Genomic DNA, 15,326 nt, shown 5'->3' with positions numbered 1-15,326 from the left:
CCGGCGCTACGCGTCGCCGGGCAGCAGGTTCTGGGGCAGCTCGCGGAAGCTCCACAGGCCCCGGCGGCGGGTGAACATCCAGACGAGGTCGTAGCGGTCGGGCCAGGCGGCTGGGACGCCGACGACCTGGTGGGCGCCGAGGGCCCGGACCAGGCGGGGGATGCCGGCCGGTTCCCAGCAGACCAGTGCGGGCATCGGCGCGGCCAGCACGGCCCGGGCGAGCACGGGCTCGGCGCCGACGGCGAACTCGGCGCGCACCGGCGTGCGCAGCGCGGCGGCGAGGGCCGTCACCGTCTGCCGGCACCGCTCGGGGGCCGCCTTGCCGCCGGCCGCGAAGACGGCGGCGGGACGGGGCAGGAAGGAACGGGCCGACGGCGGGAAGAGGCGGGGCAGTTCCTCGGCGCGGCGCTGACCGCGGCCGGACAGGGAGCCGGGATGCTCGATGCCCTCGTCGTCCTCGGCGGTGTCACCGGCGAACGGCTTCTCCGCGTGCCGGATGACCATGACCAGGGCGTCCCGCGGTCCGGCCGGCGGGCCGGGAGCCGGGCCGCCGGGGTGCTCCTCGGACGTGCAGCCGGCCGCGGCCAGCGGGGCGAGGGCGGCGGCCAGCACGGTTCGGCGGCGCGGTCCGGACCCGGTGGGGGCATGTGGCATGGGGCCCACTGTCGCCCATGGCCGGAGGTCCGCCGGGGCGCGGCGCGGCGCGGGCGGCCCCGGTCAGCCGATCGGCGCAGGCGGGAGCGGGGGCGTCTCGGGGGCGGCGGCGGGGGCGGCCTCGGGTGTCGCCGGTTCGGCCGGTCTCTCGTACGGGGACGGCACGGGGAAGTAGGCCTCCAGGAACGCGGCGACCGCGCGCTGCTGTACCTGGGGGGAGAGCCCCGTACCGGCGTCGTCGGCGAGGCAGAAGGCGTCGGCCCCGCGGTGGTGGACCAGGTCGCCCAGGCGTTCCAGCTCGTCGGCCTGCCCCGTGGACACGTACTCGGTGGCCAGCTCGCCCTCGACCGCGTGGCCGTCCGCGAGGGCCAGGTGGACCGCCAGGGTGACGGGGGCGATGTCGGTGGCGCTGCGGAACACGGACCGGCTGGTGGCGGTGAGGCCGCCGGGCAGGCGTTCTTCGAGGTGGTCGAAGAGGGAGCGGCTGAGGGGGTAGGGGGTGTGGGCCAGGATCCGCGGATAGGTGCGGCCCACGGCGGATTCCACGGCCCGGCGGGTGGCGCGCTGGGAGAGGGTGAAGACGTCGTCCTCGGCGTCCGGGGAGCTGGGCGGGACGGCGCGGTCGTCGTGGAAGACCTTGGGGAGGCCGGAGGGGAGGAAGAAGTTCTGCGGCCGCTGCGAACGGCCGAGGAAGATGTCGTCGTTGAAGTAGACGAAGTGCTCGGCAAGGCCGGGTATCCGGTGCAGCTGGGTCTCGATGGCGTGCGAGTTGAAGACCGGCAGGACGTCGGGCTCGGCGAACAGGTCGCGGTGGTCGACGACCGTGATGCCCGGGTGGTCGGCGGCCAGCCACGCGGGGACCTGGTCGTCGGTGACCAGGAAGACGTGCCGGATCCAGGGTGCGTGTGCGGCGATCGACCGCAGGCAGTAGCGCAACTCGCCGCGGTCGCGGTAGCGGTGCTCGCCGCGGTCCACGGCGGGAGCGGGGGCGTCCCGGGCACGGGTGTCGGTGTCGGCGGCACGGGTGTCGGTGTCGGCGGCACGCGTGTCCGTGTCGGGGGCTCCGTCGCCGGTCGGGGCCTGCGCCGCGGCTGCGGCCGCCTGCTCGCGGCGGCGCCAGACGGGGTCGGAGGCGTCCACCCAGGTGATGACGGCGTCGATCGGGAAGTCGATGTCGTCGGGGAAGCGCCGGGCGAGGGCGTCCACGACGGGGTACTCCCGGTCTCCGACGCGGCGGGTGCCGGTGGCGGCCAGGGAGGGCACCCACCAGCCGAACGGCGTCTCACGCAGGGAGGCGACCCCGCCCGCGCCGGAGTCCGAGGGGTCCCAGAACTCCAGCTCGCAGCCGTGGTCGGAGCCGAGGTGGAGGGTGCGGCCGGAGGTCACCACCGGCTGATGGAGGCGGATGCCCTTGATCCGGGGGCGCGGTGCGCCGTTCTGCGGGGCGGCTTCCGCGGAGGCGACGGCCGTGGAGAGCGATTCGGCGAGAACGGTGGCGAGCGTCCCGCCGTCGCCGAGCAGATCGGCGTAGAGGGGCCGGCCGACGAAGGCCTCGGCGCACGCCTTGAGGGCCGCGTCACGGGAGCCGGGGGCGATGGCGACCCGGTGGCTCAGTCCCCCGTCGGGGACGAGGCCGTAGCCGATGTCCGCCGCTTCCAGTGCCTTGGCGGCGGCCCGGAGGTTCGCAGCGCGCAGCCCGGCCGGCAGCAGGTCGTCGCGTACGACGGCGAGGCGGCCCCGATAGCGGACGACGCCCTCACTGTCCGCGAGTTCGGCCAGGATCTCGTCCTCGCGTCCGGACTGGCGGGGCGACAGGACGGCCCCGGTCACGGGCCCGGTCCGCTCGCGCTCGTGAGCGGCGGGCTGACGCGGGACGCCGCCGGGCTGCCCCAGTACGCGGCCGAGGCTCCGGAGCCCCGGCCATTTGAGGTACCGGCGGATACCACTCATCTTCTACACCTCGGGTTCGCGGACACGACAAGCCTTCTGCCGGATCCGGCAGGCCCCCCCGAATAGCCAACGTCAGCATAAGCCGACGCCTACGGCGGATGAACGTCGCTCCCGCCTCGGGGTCGTTTCTCATCCGACTCTCATGCCCGCTGCCACCGGAATCACCGTGCTCCCACGACCGCACGGGCACCGTGCGGGGGGATCAGCGCGGCCCCTTGCGGAGCGCCCGCAGCCACTCCTTGTTCATCGCGGCGATCGAGGGCAGGGGAATGCCCTTGGGGCAGGCGGTGGCGCACTCCCCCGCCAGGGTGCAGCCGCCGAACCCCTCCTCGTCCATCGTGGCCACCATGTCCAGGACGCGGGTCTCCCGCTCGGGCGAGCCCTGCGGGAGGACGTTGAGGTGGTTGATCTTGGCGGAGGTGAAGAGCATCGCCGATCCGTTGGGGCAGGCCGCCACGCACGCGCCGCAGCCGATGCACTCGGCGTGCTCGAAGGCGAGGTCGGCGTCGTGCTTGGGCACGGCGGTGGCGTGCGCCTCGGGGGCGGCGCCGGTGGGGGCGGTGATGTAGCCGCCGGCCTGGATGATGCGGTCGAAGGAGCCGCGGTCGACGACGAGGTCCTTGACCACCGGGAAGGCGGCCGCCCGCCAGGGTTCGACGTCGATGGTGTCGCCGTCGGCGAAGGACCGCATGTGGAGCTGGCAGGTGGTGGTGCGCTCGGGGCCGTGGGCGTCGCCGTTGATGACGAGGCTGCACGCGCCGCAGATGCCCTCGCGGCAGTCGTGGTCGAAGGCGACCGGGTCCTCGCCGCGCAGGATGAGGTCCTCGTTGAGGGTGTCGAGCATCTCCAGGAAGGACATGTCCTTCGAGATGCCGTCGACCGCGTAGGAGGCCATGGCGCCGGGGGCGTCGGGGTTCTGCTGGCGCCAGACGCGCAGGGTGAGCTTCATGCGTAGCTCCGCTGGGTGGGGTGGACGTACTCGAAGACGAGGTCTTCCTTGTGCAGGACGGGGGCGCTGCCGGTGAACTCCCAGGCCGCTGCGTACGAGAACTCCTCGTCGCGGCGCTCGGCCTCGCCCTCCGCGGTCTGGGACTCCCCGCGGAAGTGGCCGCCGCAGGATTCAGCGCGGTGCAGGGCGTCGAGGCACATCAGCTCGGCGAGCTCCAGGTAGTCGACGATGCGGTTGGCCTTCTCCAGCGACTGGTTGAACTCCTCGCCGCGGCCGGGGACCTTGATCCGCCGCCAGAACTCCTCCCGGATCTCCGGGATCCGCTGGAGCGCCTTGCGCAGGCCCTCCTCCGTGCGGGCCATGCCGCAGTACTCCCACATCAGCTCGCCGATCTCCCGGTGGAAGGAGTCCGGGGTGCGGTCGCCGTCGACGGCGAGCAGCTTCGCCAGGCGCTCGCGGGTCTCGCGGACGGCGGCCGCGGTCTCGGGGTGCGTGTCGTCGACGGCTTGCCGGTGGGGGTGGCGGGCCAGGTAGTCGTTGATGGTGGAGGGCAGGACGAAGTAGCCGTCGGCCAGTCCCTGCATCAGGGCGGACGCGCCGAGCCGGTTGGCGCCGTGGTCGGAGAAGTTGGCCTCGCCGATGGCGAAGAGGCCCGGGACGGTGGTCTGGAGGTCGTAGTCGACCCAGAGGCCGCCCATCGTGTAGTGGACGGCGGGGTAGATCCGCATGGGGACCTCGTACGGGTTCTCCGCGGTGATCCGCTCGTACATCTCGAAGAGGTTGCCGTACTTCTCGGCGACCTTGTCCCGGCCCATGCGGCGGATGGCGTCGGCGAAGTCGAGGTAGACGCCCTGCCCTCCGGGGCCGACGCCGCGGCCCTCGTCGCAGACGTTCTTGGCGGCGCGGGAGGCGATGTCGCGGGGGACGAGGTTGCCGAAGGAGGGGTAGATCCGCTCCAGGTAGTAGTCGCGCTCGGACTCGGGGATGTCCGCGGCGGGGCGGTCGTCGCCCTCGGCCTTGGGGACCCAGATGCGGCCGTCGTTGCGCAGGGACTCGCTCATCAGGGTGAGCTTGGACTGGTGGTCGCCGGTGCGCGGGATGCAGGTGGGGTGGATCTGGGTGAAGCAGGGGTTGGCGAAGTACGCGCCGCGCCGGTGCGCCCGCCAGACGGCCGTGGCGTTGGAGTTCATGGCGTTGGTGGAGAGGTAGAAGACGTTGCCGTAGCCGCCGCTCGCCAGCACCACCGCGTCGGCGTAGTAGGTGGTGATCTCGCCGGAGACCAGGTCGCGGGCCACGATGCCGCGGGCCGCTCCGTCGACAACGATCAGGTCGAGCATCTCGGTGCGCGCGTGCATCTCGACGTTGCCCGCGGCGATCTGGCGGGAGAGCGCCTGGTAGGCGCCGAGGAGGAGCTGCTGTCCGGTCTGGCCGCGGGCGTAGAAGGTGCGGGAGACCTGGACTCCGCCGAAGGATCGGGTGTCGAGGAGGCCGCCGTACTCGCGGGCGAAGGGGACGCCCTGGGCCACGCACTGGTCGATGATCTCGACGGAGATCTGGGCGAGGCGGTGCACGTTGGACTCGCGGGCGCGGAAGTCCCCTCCCTTGACGGTGTCGTAGAAGAGGCGGTGCACCGAGTCGCCGTCGTTGCGGTAGTTCTTGGCCGCGTTGATGCCGCCCTGGGCGGCGATGGAGTGGGCCCGGCGGGGGGAGTCGGAGAAGCAGAACTGGACCACGTGGTAGCCCTGTTCGGCGAGGGTGGCGCCGGCGGCGCCGCCCGCCAGGCCGGTGCCGACGACGATGACGGTGTGCTTGCGGCGGTTGGCCGGGTTGACCAGCTTGGCCTCGAAACGGCGCCGGTCCCAGCGTTCCGCGATCGGGCCGTCGGGGGCCTTGGCGTCGACCAGGGGGGCGCCGGTGGTGTAGTGGGCGAAGCTGCTGTCGTAGGGGCTCATGGTCAGCTCACCACTCCGGTCATGACGGCGACGGGGACGGACACGAAGCCCGCGAAGAGGACGAGGGCCAGGGCGTTGGCCAGGAACTTCAGCGCCCGGTCGCGCCGCGCGCTGCCCGCGCCGAGGGTCTGTGCGGCACTCCAGAAGCCGTGGCGGACGTGCAGGCCCAGGGCGGCCACCGCCACGATGTACACGGTGTTGCCGTACCAGGTGGAGAAGGTGGAGAGGACGTTCTCGTAGGGGTGGCCGGCCCACGCGCGCTCGTTGACGGTGAGCGTGGTGAGGTCGAGCAGGTGCCAGACGATGAACAGGGCCAGGATGATGCCGCCCCAGCGCATGGTGCGGGTGGCGTAGCTCGCGCGGCGGCGCTTGTGGGCGTACTTGACCGGGCGGGCCTTGATGTCCCGCCGGCTGAGCTGGTATGCGGACACGGCGTGGGCCACGACCGCCGCCACCAGCACGACCCGGACGATCCACAGCGCCCACTCGTAGTGCAGGAACGGCGCTCCGAGGGTGCGCAGCCAGTGGGCGTAGCCGTTGAACTCGTCCGCGCCGAAGAAGATCTTGAGGTTGCCGAGCATGTGCACGACGAGGTAGCCGAGCACGACGAGGCCGGAGACCGCCATGACGGTCTTCTTGCCGACCGACGAGTCCCAGATGGTGCGCGTGGTGGACGGCCGTCGGCCCGTCCGCGTTGCCAGAGCCATGCCACCGACGGTAAGGACCTAAGTCCTGAAAGGTCCAAGACATGATAGAGCTACTCTCGATAGTCTTTTGCTATGGATGGGCGTAACCTGGGCGGATGCAGTTCCAGCAGCTCCTGTACTTCGTGGCCGTGGCGGAGACCCGGCACTTCACCCGGGCCGCGGAGCGGGTGCACGTGGCCCAGCCCTCGCTCTCCCAGCAGATCAAGGCGCTCGAGCGGGAGCTGGGGGCGGAGCTGTTCAGCCGGGCCCGGGGCAACATCGCGCTCACCGACGCGGGTGAGGCCCTGCTGCCGCTGGCGCGGCGGATCCTGGCCGACGCGGACACGGCCCGGCAGGAGGTGCAGGAGCTGGCGCAGCTGCGGCGCGGCCGGGTCCGGCTGGGCGCCACCCCGAGCGTGTGCACGGGCCTGCTGCCGGACGTACTGCGCGCGTTCCACGCGGCGCATCCGGGGATCGAGCTGCTGATCGAGGAGAGCGGCTCCCTCGACCTCGTACGGGAGCTGGCGCGCGGGGCACTGGACCTGGCCCTGATCGCACTGCCCCTGCCACCCTCGGCCCCGGCACTGACCACCGTGGAGCTGCTGACGGAGGACCTGGTGGTGGTGTCCTCGTCCGAGCTGCCGGCGCCCGGCGGAGGCGGCGAGCTGACCATTTCCGGGCTGCGGGACGAGCCGATGGTGATGTTCCGGCACGGCTACGACCTGCGGGAGATGACGGTGACGGCCTGCCGGGCGGAGGGCTTCGAGCCGGTGTTCACCGTGGAGGGCGGCGAGATGGACGCGGTGCTCGGATTCGTCCGGGCCGGCCTGGGCCTGGCGGTGGTCCCGGCGATGGTGGTCGACCGGGCGGGCCCGGGCCTGCGGGCGACCCCGCTGGCCGGCTCGCCCCTGCGCCGCACGATTGCCCTGGCGCACCGCACGGACGTGGCTCCTCCGCGCGCCGCCCGCGAACTGAAGCGCATCCTGATCGACCGACCCGACTGACCCGGCAGCCCGCAGATCGAATCCTGCGGGTCGGACCCGCGGATCAGGCCCCGCGTATGGGCAGGACCCGGTCGAGCCCGCCGGCCAGCATTCCGAACGCCTGGTCGGCCTCGGCCACGGCCTCCGGGTGGGCCTCGTCGGCGCTCCTGCCGGCGTCGATCCGGCGGTAGTTCGCCCGGCCCAGCTCCTGACGGGCGGTCACCAGGTTCAGGGCCGCCAACCGGGCGACGAGCGGCGGAACCGACTCGGCTTCGAGCACGTAGGCGAGCAGTTCCACCTCCCGGGCGCTGTAGTGGGCCAGCCGCGTCTCGAGGCCAGCGGTGGAGTAGACGAGCCTCTGGAAGGCCAGGACGTCGGGGTGGTCGCACAGGCCGGTGATCGGATCCCGCTCCGCGAGGGCCGCGACGAAGTGCTCGTGCAGGGCGCCGACGGGACTCCGCCCCGGCACCCGGTCCCCCACGATGCGCGCGGCTTCGTCCTGATGGTCGGCGAACCGGTCCAGCACCAGATCCTCCTTGCTCGGGAAGTACCGGAACAGCGTGGGCTTGGACACCTCCGCCGCCGCGGCGACGTCCGCCACGGAGACGGCGTCGAAGCCGCGTTCCAGAAACAGTTCGAGCGCCGTGGCCGCCAGCTGGCGGCGCGTACGCAGCTTCTTGTTCTCACGGAGACCCGTCGTGTTTTCCATGCGTACACCGTAGCACAAATGCGTGACCAAGTAAATTTTTTAACTGGGTTGCCTTTTCCTTCGGTAGGGGGTTTCCTTGAGACATCGGCAGGACGCCGACACCGATACGACGTCGACCGGGATCACTCGGACGACGCACGGACGAGAGGACTTGCGATGACCGACGTACTGATCGCCGGAGCCGGCCCCACCGGGCTGACCCTGGCGTGCGAGCTGGCCCGGCGCGGTGCGCAGGTGCGGATCCTCGACCGGCGCACCGCGCCGCACCGCGAATCCCGCGGCAAGACGCTCCACCCCGACACCCTGGAACTCCTCGAAGGGCCGGACGTCGCCGGGCGGCTCGCGGGCATCGGCAGCCGCGGGATCGTCTTCCGCAAGTATTTCGACGGGGTCCACGTCAGCGACACCCCTTACGACGGCGCCCTCTTCATGGGGCAGTGGCAGATCGAGGAGGTGCTGCGCGAGCGGCTCGCAGAACTGGGTGTGTCCGTGGAGTACGGGTCCCGCATCACCGGGATCCGACAGGACGGGGCGGGAGTCGACGCGGAACTGGCGGACGGCCGCGCCGTCCGGAGCCGATACCTGGCCGGGTGCGACGGCGGCCGCAGCACGACCCGCAGGCTGCTCGGCATCCCCTTCGAGGGGAGCACGGAGCGGGCGCCGACTATGGTGCTGGGGGACGTGTCGGCACCGGGCCTGAGCCGGGACCACTGGCACCAGTGGTTCTCTTCGGACGGCGGCGCCGTGCTGCTCTGCCCCCTACCGGGAACCGGCAGCTTCCAGCTACAGGCCTCGCCCGAGCCGGACGAACGCGGCGATCCGCTGCCCCCGTCGCTGGAGGGCTTCCAACGGCTCTTCGAACGGCACGCCCGGATGCCGGGGATACGACCGGTGGAAGCGACCTGGCTCGCAGCCTGGCGCGTGAACGTCCGGATGGCCGCGCGGATGCGGGAGGGCCGAGCCCTCCTCGCCGGGGACGCCGCTCACGTCCACCCGATAGCCGGAGGTCGGGGCATGAACGCGGGCATCCACGACGCCGCCGCCCTCGGCCGGATCCTGGCCACCGCACTCACCGCTCCGGCCGGCGCCGCCGGGGCGGGTGCCCTCGACGCGTACGAGGCGGAGCGGCTGCCGTTCGCCGCCGATCTGCTGGCCGACACGAACCGGCGGCACGAACGGGTCCTGGCCGCCGTCCGCGAGCCCGGCAACGGGACGGAGGCCGGACTGGGCTGACCCTCCGCCAGGCGTCCTGGGCTCTGCCCCGAGCCCCGTCACCAAGCCCCGCCCCCGACCGCGGGCCACGGGACCCCGCCCACCGCCCAGACCACCGGGCTCGGGACCCGGCCACCGGCCGCGACCCGCCGGCCTCGGCCTCGGTGACCTTCCGCGGCAACCGCCGCCCCCTCCGCCGGCCCGACCCCGGCCGTCGGCCCGACCGCGGCTCCGGCCCGGCCCGCCCCCGGGCTCGCGCCTAGGAGAAGGTGGAGCTGGGTGCGGTGGGCACGGCGTCCGAGAGGGACAGCGTGTGGATGCGGTCCGGGGCGCCGGGGCGCGCGTAGTACCAGCCCTGCGCGGTGTCACAGCCGAGGGCGCGCAACTGGGCCGCCTGGGCGCCGGTCTCCACGCCCTCGACGGTGACGGCCAGGTCGAGGCTGTGGGCCAGCGCGACGATCCCCTCCACGATCTTGACGTCGACCGGGTTGGCCGGGCTCTGCTGCATCCCCTGGGTGAAGGAGCGGTCCAGCTTCAGGACGCTGACCGGCAGGCGGCGCAGGTTCGCCAGGTTCGAGTAGCCCGTGCCGAAGTCGTCGAGGGCGATGTCCACGCCCAGGGCGGCGAGCCGGCGCAGCGGTTCGAGGAGCTCGTCGTCGGCGCCGATCAGCGCCGATTCGGTGACCTCCAGGCACAGCGCCCCGGGGGCCAGGCCCGACTTCTCCAGCACCGCGATGGTGTCGGCGACCAGGCCGGGGTGGTGCAGCTGGGTCGGCGAGAGGTTGACGTTGATCCGCAGGGACGCGCCGCCCAGCTGGTTCTGCCAGTTGCGGGCCTGGCGGACGGACTCCTCCAGGACCCAGCGGCCGAGCGGGATGATCAGCCCGGTCCGCTCCGCGAGCGGAATGAACCGGTCCGGCCCGAGTACGCCGTACTGCGGGTGCGACCAGCGCACCAGCGCCTCGGCGCCGTGGACGCTGCCGTCGTGCATGTGCACCAGCGGCTGGTACTCGATGAAGAACTCGCCGCGCTCCAGGGCCGCCGGCAGGGCGTTGGTCAGCCCGTGCCGGGTGATGGCCCGGGCGTCGGCCTCGGCGTCCGCGAACTCGAAGCGGTTCCCGCCGGCCGCCTTGGCCCGGTACATGGTGATGTCGGCGCTGCGCAACACCTCCGCCGGGGTGCGCTCCCTGGCGCGGCCCTCGACGATGCCGATGCTGCCCCGGACGGTCAGCTCCCGGCCCTCGATGCGGATCGGCGTCGACAGCGCGGACAGGATGCGGACGGCGAGGTCGGTCACCTTCTCCTCGGTGTCGGAGCCGGTGGTCAGCGCGACGAACTCGTCACCGCCGAGCCGGGCGACCACCTCTCCGGGGCCGGTCGCGCAGCTCTGCAGCCGGTCGGCGACCTCCACCAGGAGCCGGTCCCCCGCCGAGTGGCCGAGGCTGTCGTTGACCGCCTTGAACCCGTCGAGGTCCAGGTAGCAGAGGCCGAAGCGGCTGCCGCCGGCTCCGCTCAGGGCCTTCTCCAGCCGCTCGAAGAACAGCGTCCGGTTGGGCAGCCCGGTGAGGGCGTCGTGGGTGGCCTCGTAGCGCAGGCGCAGGTTCAGCAACCGCCGCTCGGTGGTGTCCTCCATCAGTGCCAGCTGGTACTGCGGCACCCCCTCGGCGTCGCGCAGCAGCGACACCGTCAGGTTGGTCCAGAGCACCGTGCCGTCGTGCCGGTAGTACGGCTTCTCCACGCGGTAGCTCTCGCGCTCGCCGCGGACCAGTTCGCCGTACATCCGCCAGACGTGCGGCGTGTCGTCCGGGTGGCCCCACTCGCTGACCTTACGGCCGCGGACGTGGCCCTCCAGGCCGCCGAACATCTGCAGGAGCGCGTCGTTGGCCTCCAGCACGTTGCCGTCCAGGTCGGCGATGCCGATGCCGACGGCCGCCCCCTCGAACACGGCCCGGAAGCGCGCCTCGCTGGCGTGCAGCGCCTGCTGGGCGTCGGTGCGGGCGGTCAGCGCGGAACGGGCGATGGCCTCCTGCTCCATGAGCGTGCGCTCGCGCAGGGCCCGGGCGAAGCCGGCCGCGATCCCGTGCTGGAGCCGGGCGCAGCGGGCCCGGTACTCCTCGGTGCCGTCCGTGCCGGAGGCGACGGGCCCGGACGGGGAACCGGAGCCGCAGTACAGGACCAGGTACGACTCGATGACGCCGAGGGTGCCCGCCAGGGCCTCGGGGTCGGTGCAGTGCACCGCGACGAGTTCCGCCCCGACGCGCTGGGCCACGCCGGCGTCGAAGGGCCGGGCGTGCAGGGCCTCGGCGAGCGTCCGGGTGAGCGGCAGGAGGTGCCGCTCGAACTCGGGGCGGGTCAGCGAGGTCGCTGTGACCGGGAAGATCGCCCGGCCCCAGATGGTCGCGAAGCGGGCGATCCGGTCCTCCAGACCGCCCCGCGGCCCCGCGGGCGTGGCGGGGGCGGCCGCCGCCGGTCCCGCGGACGCCGGGTACGCTGCGGCGGCCGCCCGGGTGCCCGCCGTCTGTGCCGGAAGTCTCACGCCTTGCGTCCCACGCCGGCGAAGCCCGAGAAGGCGTACGGGTCCTCCTCCGCCTCGAGGTCGTGGGCGCCCGTGGAGATCTCGGGGCGCCAGCCGGGCATCGACGTCAGTCCCGGCTCCACGAGGTCGAAGCCGTCGAAGAAGCGGGTGATCCGTTCCCCGCTGCGCATGATGAGGGGGCTGCGGATCTCGCGGTAGACGCCCACGGTTCCGCCCGCGACCTCCTCCGTGAGCGGGATGCCCTCGTAGGAGGCGTGGGTGAGGATCAGCAGGCTGCCGGGGGCCAGCGCGTCGCGCAGCCGGGCGACGGCGGCGTACGGCTCGTCCTCGTCCTCCAGGAAGTGCAGGACGGCGACGAGCAGCAGGGCCACCGGGCGGTCGAGGTCCAGCAGCCGGGTCACCTCGGGGGCCGCCAGGATGTCCTGCGGCTTGCGCAGGTCGGCGGCGACGATGCCGGTGCGCTCGTCCCCGTCGAGCACGGCCTGGCTGTGCGCCACGGCCACCGGGTCGTGGTCGACGTACACGACGCGGGACTCGGGGTCCGCGGCCTGGGCGATCTCGTGGACGTTGCCGAACGTGGGGATGCCGGAGCCGATGTCGAGGAACTGCGTGACGCCCTGGTCGACGGCGTAGCGCACGGCCCGGCGCATGAATGCCCGGTTCGCCTGCATGATCTTGGGCAGGCCCGGCATGAATTCCATGGCGCGTCGGGCGGCCTGGCGGTCGACCTCGAAATTGTGGGAGCCGCCCAGGTAGTAATCGTAGATACGGGACACGCTCGGCACCGAGATGTCGATGCCCGGCGGGGCCCAGGCGGGGCGCTCCATCGAGGTCTCCAAGCCTTGTTCCTGTGGCGGTCCGTCCGAGGTCGGACTCCTGTACGAGCCGAATGTACTGATCATTGCCCAACAGAGCGAGCAAAAGCGGAAATTGACGATCCGTTCTTCGTCACACACCAAAGGCTCTCGCGGGCCCTCCCCAGGGGAATGACCGTTACCGACAAATCCCTTTTGGGAATTGATCGTCGAACGATCGGGCTCGTTACACAGTATTCGCAAGCTGGCTCAAACCTCTACGGTCGACACTCCACCCGTTCAGGCGAACCGGGGCCGACCCTCGCGTGCGTGGGCACGCGCGGGCCCATGCTCCCCGGGTGAACAGAGCCTGTGCCCGGCGCCTGCTGGCGGTCCCGGTCCTGCTGTGGGCGGCCTTGGCCGTCACGCCGGCCGTGGCTGATAGCAGCGCCTACGCGACGACCGACTCGGGCGACGGCGCGCACGCCGCCGCCGCGGTCACGGCGGTCCTCGGCGGCAGCCGCGGCGGTGGTCCGGGTGGCGGACATCACGGATGCCACCACGGCGGCGGGCACGGACGGGGACATCACGGCGGCCATCACGGCGGGCATCACTGCCCGCCGCCGCCTCCCCCGCCGTGCCCCCCGAAGCCCACCCCCACGCCCACCCCGGCCCCCACGCCGACACCGCCGCCGAAGCCCACCCCGAAGCCCCCGCCGCCGCCCGAACCGACCCCGCCCCCCGTGCCCACACCGCCCCAGCCGCCTCCACCGCCGCCCGAACCCGCGCCGCCGAAGCCGGCACCCGAGCCGGTACCGAAGCCCCAGCCCCCGAAGCCGGCCCCCGTCCCGCCCCGGGCGGCCAAGGCCCCCGCACCGCCGCCCCCACCCCCGGCCCCTGCGCCGGCTCCCGTGGTGACCCCGCCGCCGGCGCCGCCGAAACCGGTGGCCCGTCCCTCGTACCACGCCCCGTCCCGCAAGCCGGTCGAGCACCACATCTCGCCGGTGACCTTCACCCTGCTGACCGCGGCTCCCGCGGTGCTCGCGATCGTCGCGCTGCGCCCCCGGTAGCCCCGAGGCGCCACCTGACAACCGATTGGGAGTCATCTTGTCGGAATGGCTCGTCCTGTCCCTCGCGATGGCCGCGGCGTGCGCCGTGGTGCTGTCCATCGCCTTCTTCAACCACCGCAGGATCGGCGAGGACGACGATCCGAACGAGACCCCGGACGTCATCGAGTACATGACGATGATGATCGGAGTGATCTACGCGATCGTGCTGGGCCTGGCGATCGCGGGCGTCTGGGAGGGCCGCGGAGCCGCCCAGGAGTACGTGCGCCAGGAGGCGCAGGCCCTGCACGAGGTAAACGTCCGCTCCGAGGTCTACCCGGCCGAGGTGCGCAAGAGGATCCGGTCCGACGTCGACGCGTACGTGACGTACGTGGTGGACACGGAGTGGAAGGCGATGGGCGAGACCGGCGAACTCACCGACCGCAGCGGGGAGCTGCTGGAACGTATCCGCCGTGACGTCACCGACTACGAGCCGCAGACCGACCACGAGGGGCAGGCGTACCAGCCGCTGGTGGACCAGGTCGCGGTGGCCGACGACGCCCGCAACGCGCGCGGTCAGAGCGCCGGGGCCACGATGCCCGGCGTCGTGTGGTTCGGGCTGATCGCCGGGGCCCTGGTGACGGTGGGCCTGATCTTCACCCTGCAGATCCGCCGGTCGTTCCGGGAGATGCTGCTGGCGGGGCTGTTCAGTGCGCTCATCGCGTTCCTGCTGTTCCTCATCTGGGACTTCGACGCCCCGTTCGGCCGGGGCATCTCGGCCACGGCCGAGCCGTTCTTCGCCCAGTTCCCCCACCTCGGGCTGGAGGACTGAGGCCGGGCCACGCCCCGTACGGGGCGTTCCCACCGCGCACCACCGGCGTCCGGTAAACCGGGGACGGGCCTCCCGTCCCCGGTTCGGCCTACGGCCGTGCCCCATTCGCCCGTTCCTGATCGCGGGTCACCGCACCCGCGCCTAGCGTGTCGGACATCGAGGCGCACGACCCCCCACGTGCGGAAACCGTTCCGCGGCTGCTCCTCGGGGATCCGGAGAATCAACCATGGGTGCGATACGTACCTCCGCCACAGCCCTGCTGAGCGCCGGTGCCACGGGTGCCGTACTCGCGCTCGGCGCCCTCGGAGCGCCCGCCGCGCACGCGGCCGAGGCGGCCCCCGTCACCTCGTTCGGTTTCACCCTCACCCCCTCCACGGTCGCCCCGGGAGGCCAGGTGGTCCTCGCGGTCACCGGCTGCGACGCCGCCTTCGCGACCTCCTCGTCCGGGGTCTTCGACACCGTGAGCATCGCGCGCGGCCGGACCGCACGGGTCACGGTGGACCGGGACGCGCGGCGCGGAGCCCAGTACTCCGTCTCCTTCACCTGCAACGGGGAGACCGGCTCGACCGACCTGACCATCACCGGCGGTACGAGCAGCCCCACCACCAGCTCCACCACCACGGCGACGGCGACGGCCACGGTGACCGCGACCGCGACGCCCCACGCCGCCCGCACCACCCCCGCCGCCACGCGCACCCCCACGCGCACCGCCCTGCCCACCGCCGCGGCCGGCACCGCCACCGGCAGCCCCGTCGGCACCAGGACGGCCGTCGCAACGGCCGTCCGCACGAGCACCTCGACCGGCACCCTCACCTCGGCCCGCGGTGTGCGCGGCGGGCTCGGCGGCAGCGTCGCCGGGCTGGACCCGGTGGAGCTCGGCGCGGGCGCCGGACTCCTCCTCGCCTCGGCCGGCGGGACGGCGTACGCGCTGCGCCGCCGCCGGGGCACCGGCAGGGGCCACTGACCGCGCAGCACGACAACGGAACCGCCGGTCGCCCCGAGTCCTGGCCAGGACTCGGGGCG

At 72.9% G+C, this 15,326-nt stretch carries 13 protein-coding genes; 5 read left to right on the top strand and 8 right to left on the bottom strand.

Features of this window, described 5'->3' with window-relative positions; all coding sequences use genetic code 11:
• Positions 1-6: 6 nt before the first annotated feature.
• The 5 genes from ACFWTC_RS24175 to ACFWTC_RS24155 all read right to left on the bottom strand — a co-directional run bounded on the left by ACFWTC_RS24175 (position 7) and on the right by ACFWTC_RS24155 (position 6,212).
• The gene (locus ACFWTC_RS24175) at positions 7-654 is read right to left on the bottom strand and encodes a hypothetical protein (protein ID WP_384028397.1); all 648 of its coding nucleotides are present in this window, start codon (positions 652-654) and stop codon (positions 7-9) included.
• Positions 655-717: 63 nt separating this feature from the next.
• Positions 718-2,604, bottom strand: coding sequence for a stealth conserved region 3 domain-containing protein (locus ACFWTC_RS24170; protein WP_384028395.1), 1,887 nt, complete (start codon positions 2,602-2,604; stop codon positions 718-720).
• 202 nt (positions 2,605-2,806) lie between these two features.
• The gene (locus ACFWTC_RS24165) at positions 2,807-3,553 is read right to left on the bottom strand and encodes a succinate dehydrogenase/fumarate reductase iron-sulfur subunit (protein ID WP_383922838.1); all 747 of its coding nucleotides are present in this window, start codon (positions 3,551-3,553) and stop codon (positions 2,807-2,809) included.
• A complete protein-coding gene (locus ACFWTC_RS24160) occupies positions 3,550-5,505 on the bottom strand; it encodes a fumarate reductase/succinate dehydrogenase flavoprotein subunit (protein WP_383922835.1) in 1,956 nt (651 codons plus the stop codon). The genes ACFWTC_RS24165 and ACFWTC_RS24160 overlap by 4 nt, the downstream gene beginning before the upstream one ends.
• Before the next feature lie 2 nt (positions 5,506-5,507).
• On the bottom strand, positions 5,508-6,212 hold the full coding sequence (locus ACFWTC_RS24155) for a succinate dehydrogenase (protein WP_383922833.1): 705 nt from the start codon (positions 6,210-6,212) through the stop codon (positions 5,508-5,510).
• Between the two features lie 95 nt (positions 6,213-6,307).
• Between ACFWTC_RS24155 and ACFWTC_RS24150 the strand changes: the two genes are divergently transcribed.
• Positions 6,308-7,195 carry a LysR family transcriptional regulator gene (locus ACFWTC_RS24150; RefSeq protein WP_384028393.1) on the top strand — a complete coding sequence of 296 codons (888 nt, stop codon included), beginning with the start codon at positions 6,308-6,310 and terminating at the stop codon, positions 7,193-7,195.
• Between the two features lie 43 nt (positions 7,196-7,238).
• Here ACFWTC_RS24150 and ACFWTC_RS24145 read toward each other — a convergent pair whose 3' ends face one another.
• Positions 7,239-7,883: a TetR/AcrR family transcriptional regulator gene (locus ACFWTC_RS24145; protein WP_383922828.1), complete on the bottom strand. Its 645-nt coding sequence runs from the start codon at positions 7,881-7,883 to the stop codon at positions 7,239-7,241.
• A 156-nt stretch (positions 7,884-8,039) separates the two neighbouring features.
• Between ACFWTC_RS24145 and ACFWTC_RS24140 the strand changes: the two genes are divergently transcribed.
• Positions 8,040-9,116 carry an FAD-dependent monooxygenase gene (locus ACFWTC_RS24140; protein ID WP_384028391.1) on the top strand — a complete coding sequence of 359 codons (1,077 nt, stop codon included), beginning with the start codon at positions 8,040-8,042 and terminating at the stop codon, positions 9,114-9,116.
• A 238-nt stretch (positions 9,117-9,354) separates the two neighbouring features.
• Here the strand turns inward: ACFWTC_RS24140 and ACFWTC_RS24135 are convergent, their stop codons facing one another.
• Together ACFWTC_RS24135 and ACFWTC_RS24130 are read right to left on the bottom strand one after the other, a co-directional pair.
• Positions 9,355-11,520 carry a putative bifunctional diguanylate cyclase/phosphodiesterase gene (locus ACFWTC_RS24135; protein WP_383922942.1) on the bottom strand — a complete coding sequence of 722 codons (2,166 nt, stop codon included), beginning with the start codon at positions 11,518-11,520 and terminating at the stop codon, positions 9,355-9,357.
• Positions 11,521-11,627: 107 nt separating this feature from the next.
• Entirely contained in the window at positions 11,628-12,458 is an 831-nt protein-coding gene (locus ACFWTC_RS24130; RefSeq protein ID WP_383922939.1) for an SAM-dependent methyltransferase, read from the bottom strand.
• Positions 12,459-13,339: 881 nt separating this feature from the next.
• Between ACFWTC_RS24130 and ACFWTC_RS24125 the strand changes: the two genes are divergently transcribed.
• The 3 genes from ACFWTC_RS24125 (at position 13,340) to ACFWTC_RS24115 (ending at position 15,267) form a co-directional block, all read left to right on the top strand.
• Positions 13,340-13,495: a hypothetical protein gene (locus ACFWTC_RS24125; protein ID WP_383904245.1), complete on the top strand. Its 156-nt coding sequence runs from the start codon at positions 13,340-13,342 to the stop codon at positions 13,493-13,495.
• Between the two features lie 37 nt (positions 13,496-13,532).
• Positions 13,533-14,303: a hypothetical protein gene (locus ACFWTC_RS24120; protein ID WP_383922822.1), complete on the top strand. Its 771-nt coding sequence runs from the start codon at positions 13,533-13,535 to the stop codon at positions 14,301-14,303.
• Between the two features lie 226 nt (positions 14,304-14,529).
• Positions 14,530-15,267, top strand: coding sequence for a hypothetical protein (locus tag ACFWTC_RS24115; protein WP_384028389.1), 738 nt, complete (start codon positions 14,530-14,532; stop codon positions 15,265-15,267).
• Positions 15,268-15,326 lie beyond the last annotated feature (59 nt).

The sequence above is a fragment of the Streptomyces sp. NPDC058619 genome (assembly GCF_042717785.1).
GTDB lineage: Bacteria > Actinomycetota > Actinomycetes > Streptomycetales > Streptomycetaceae > Streptomyces.
Note: the sequence above shows the minus strand (reverse complement) of the source record. Positions and strands in the feature narration are given on the sequence as shown.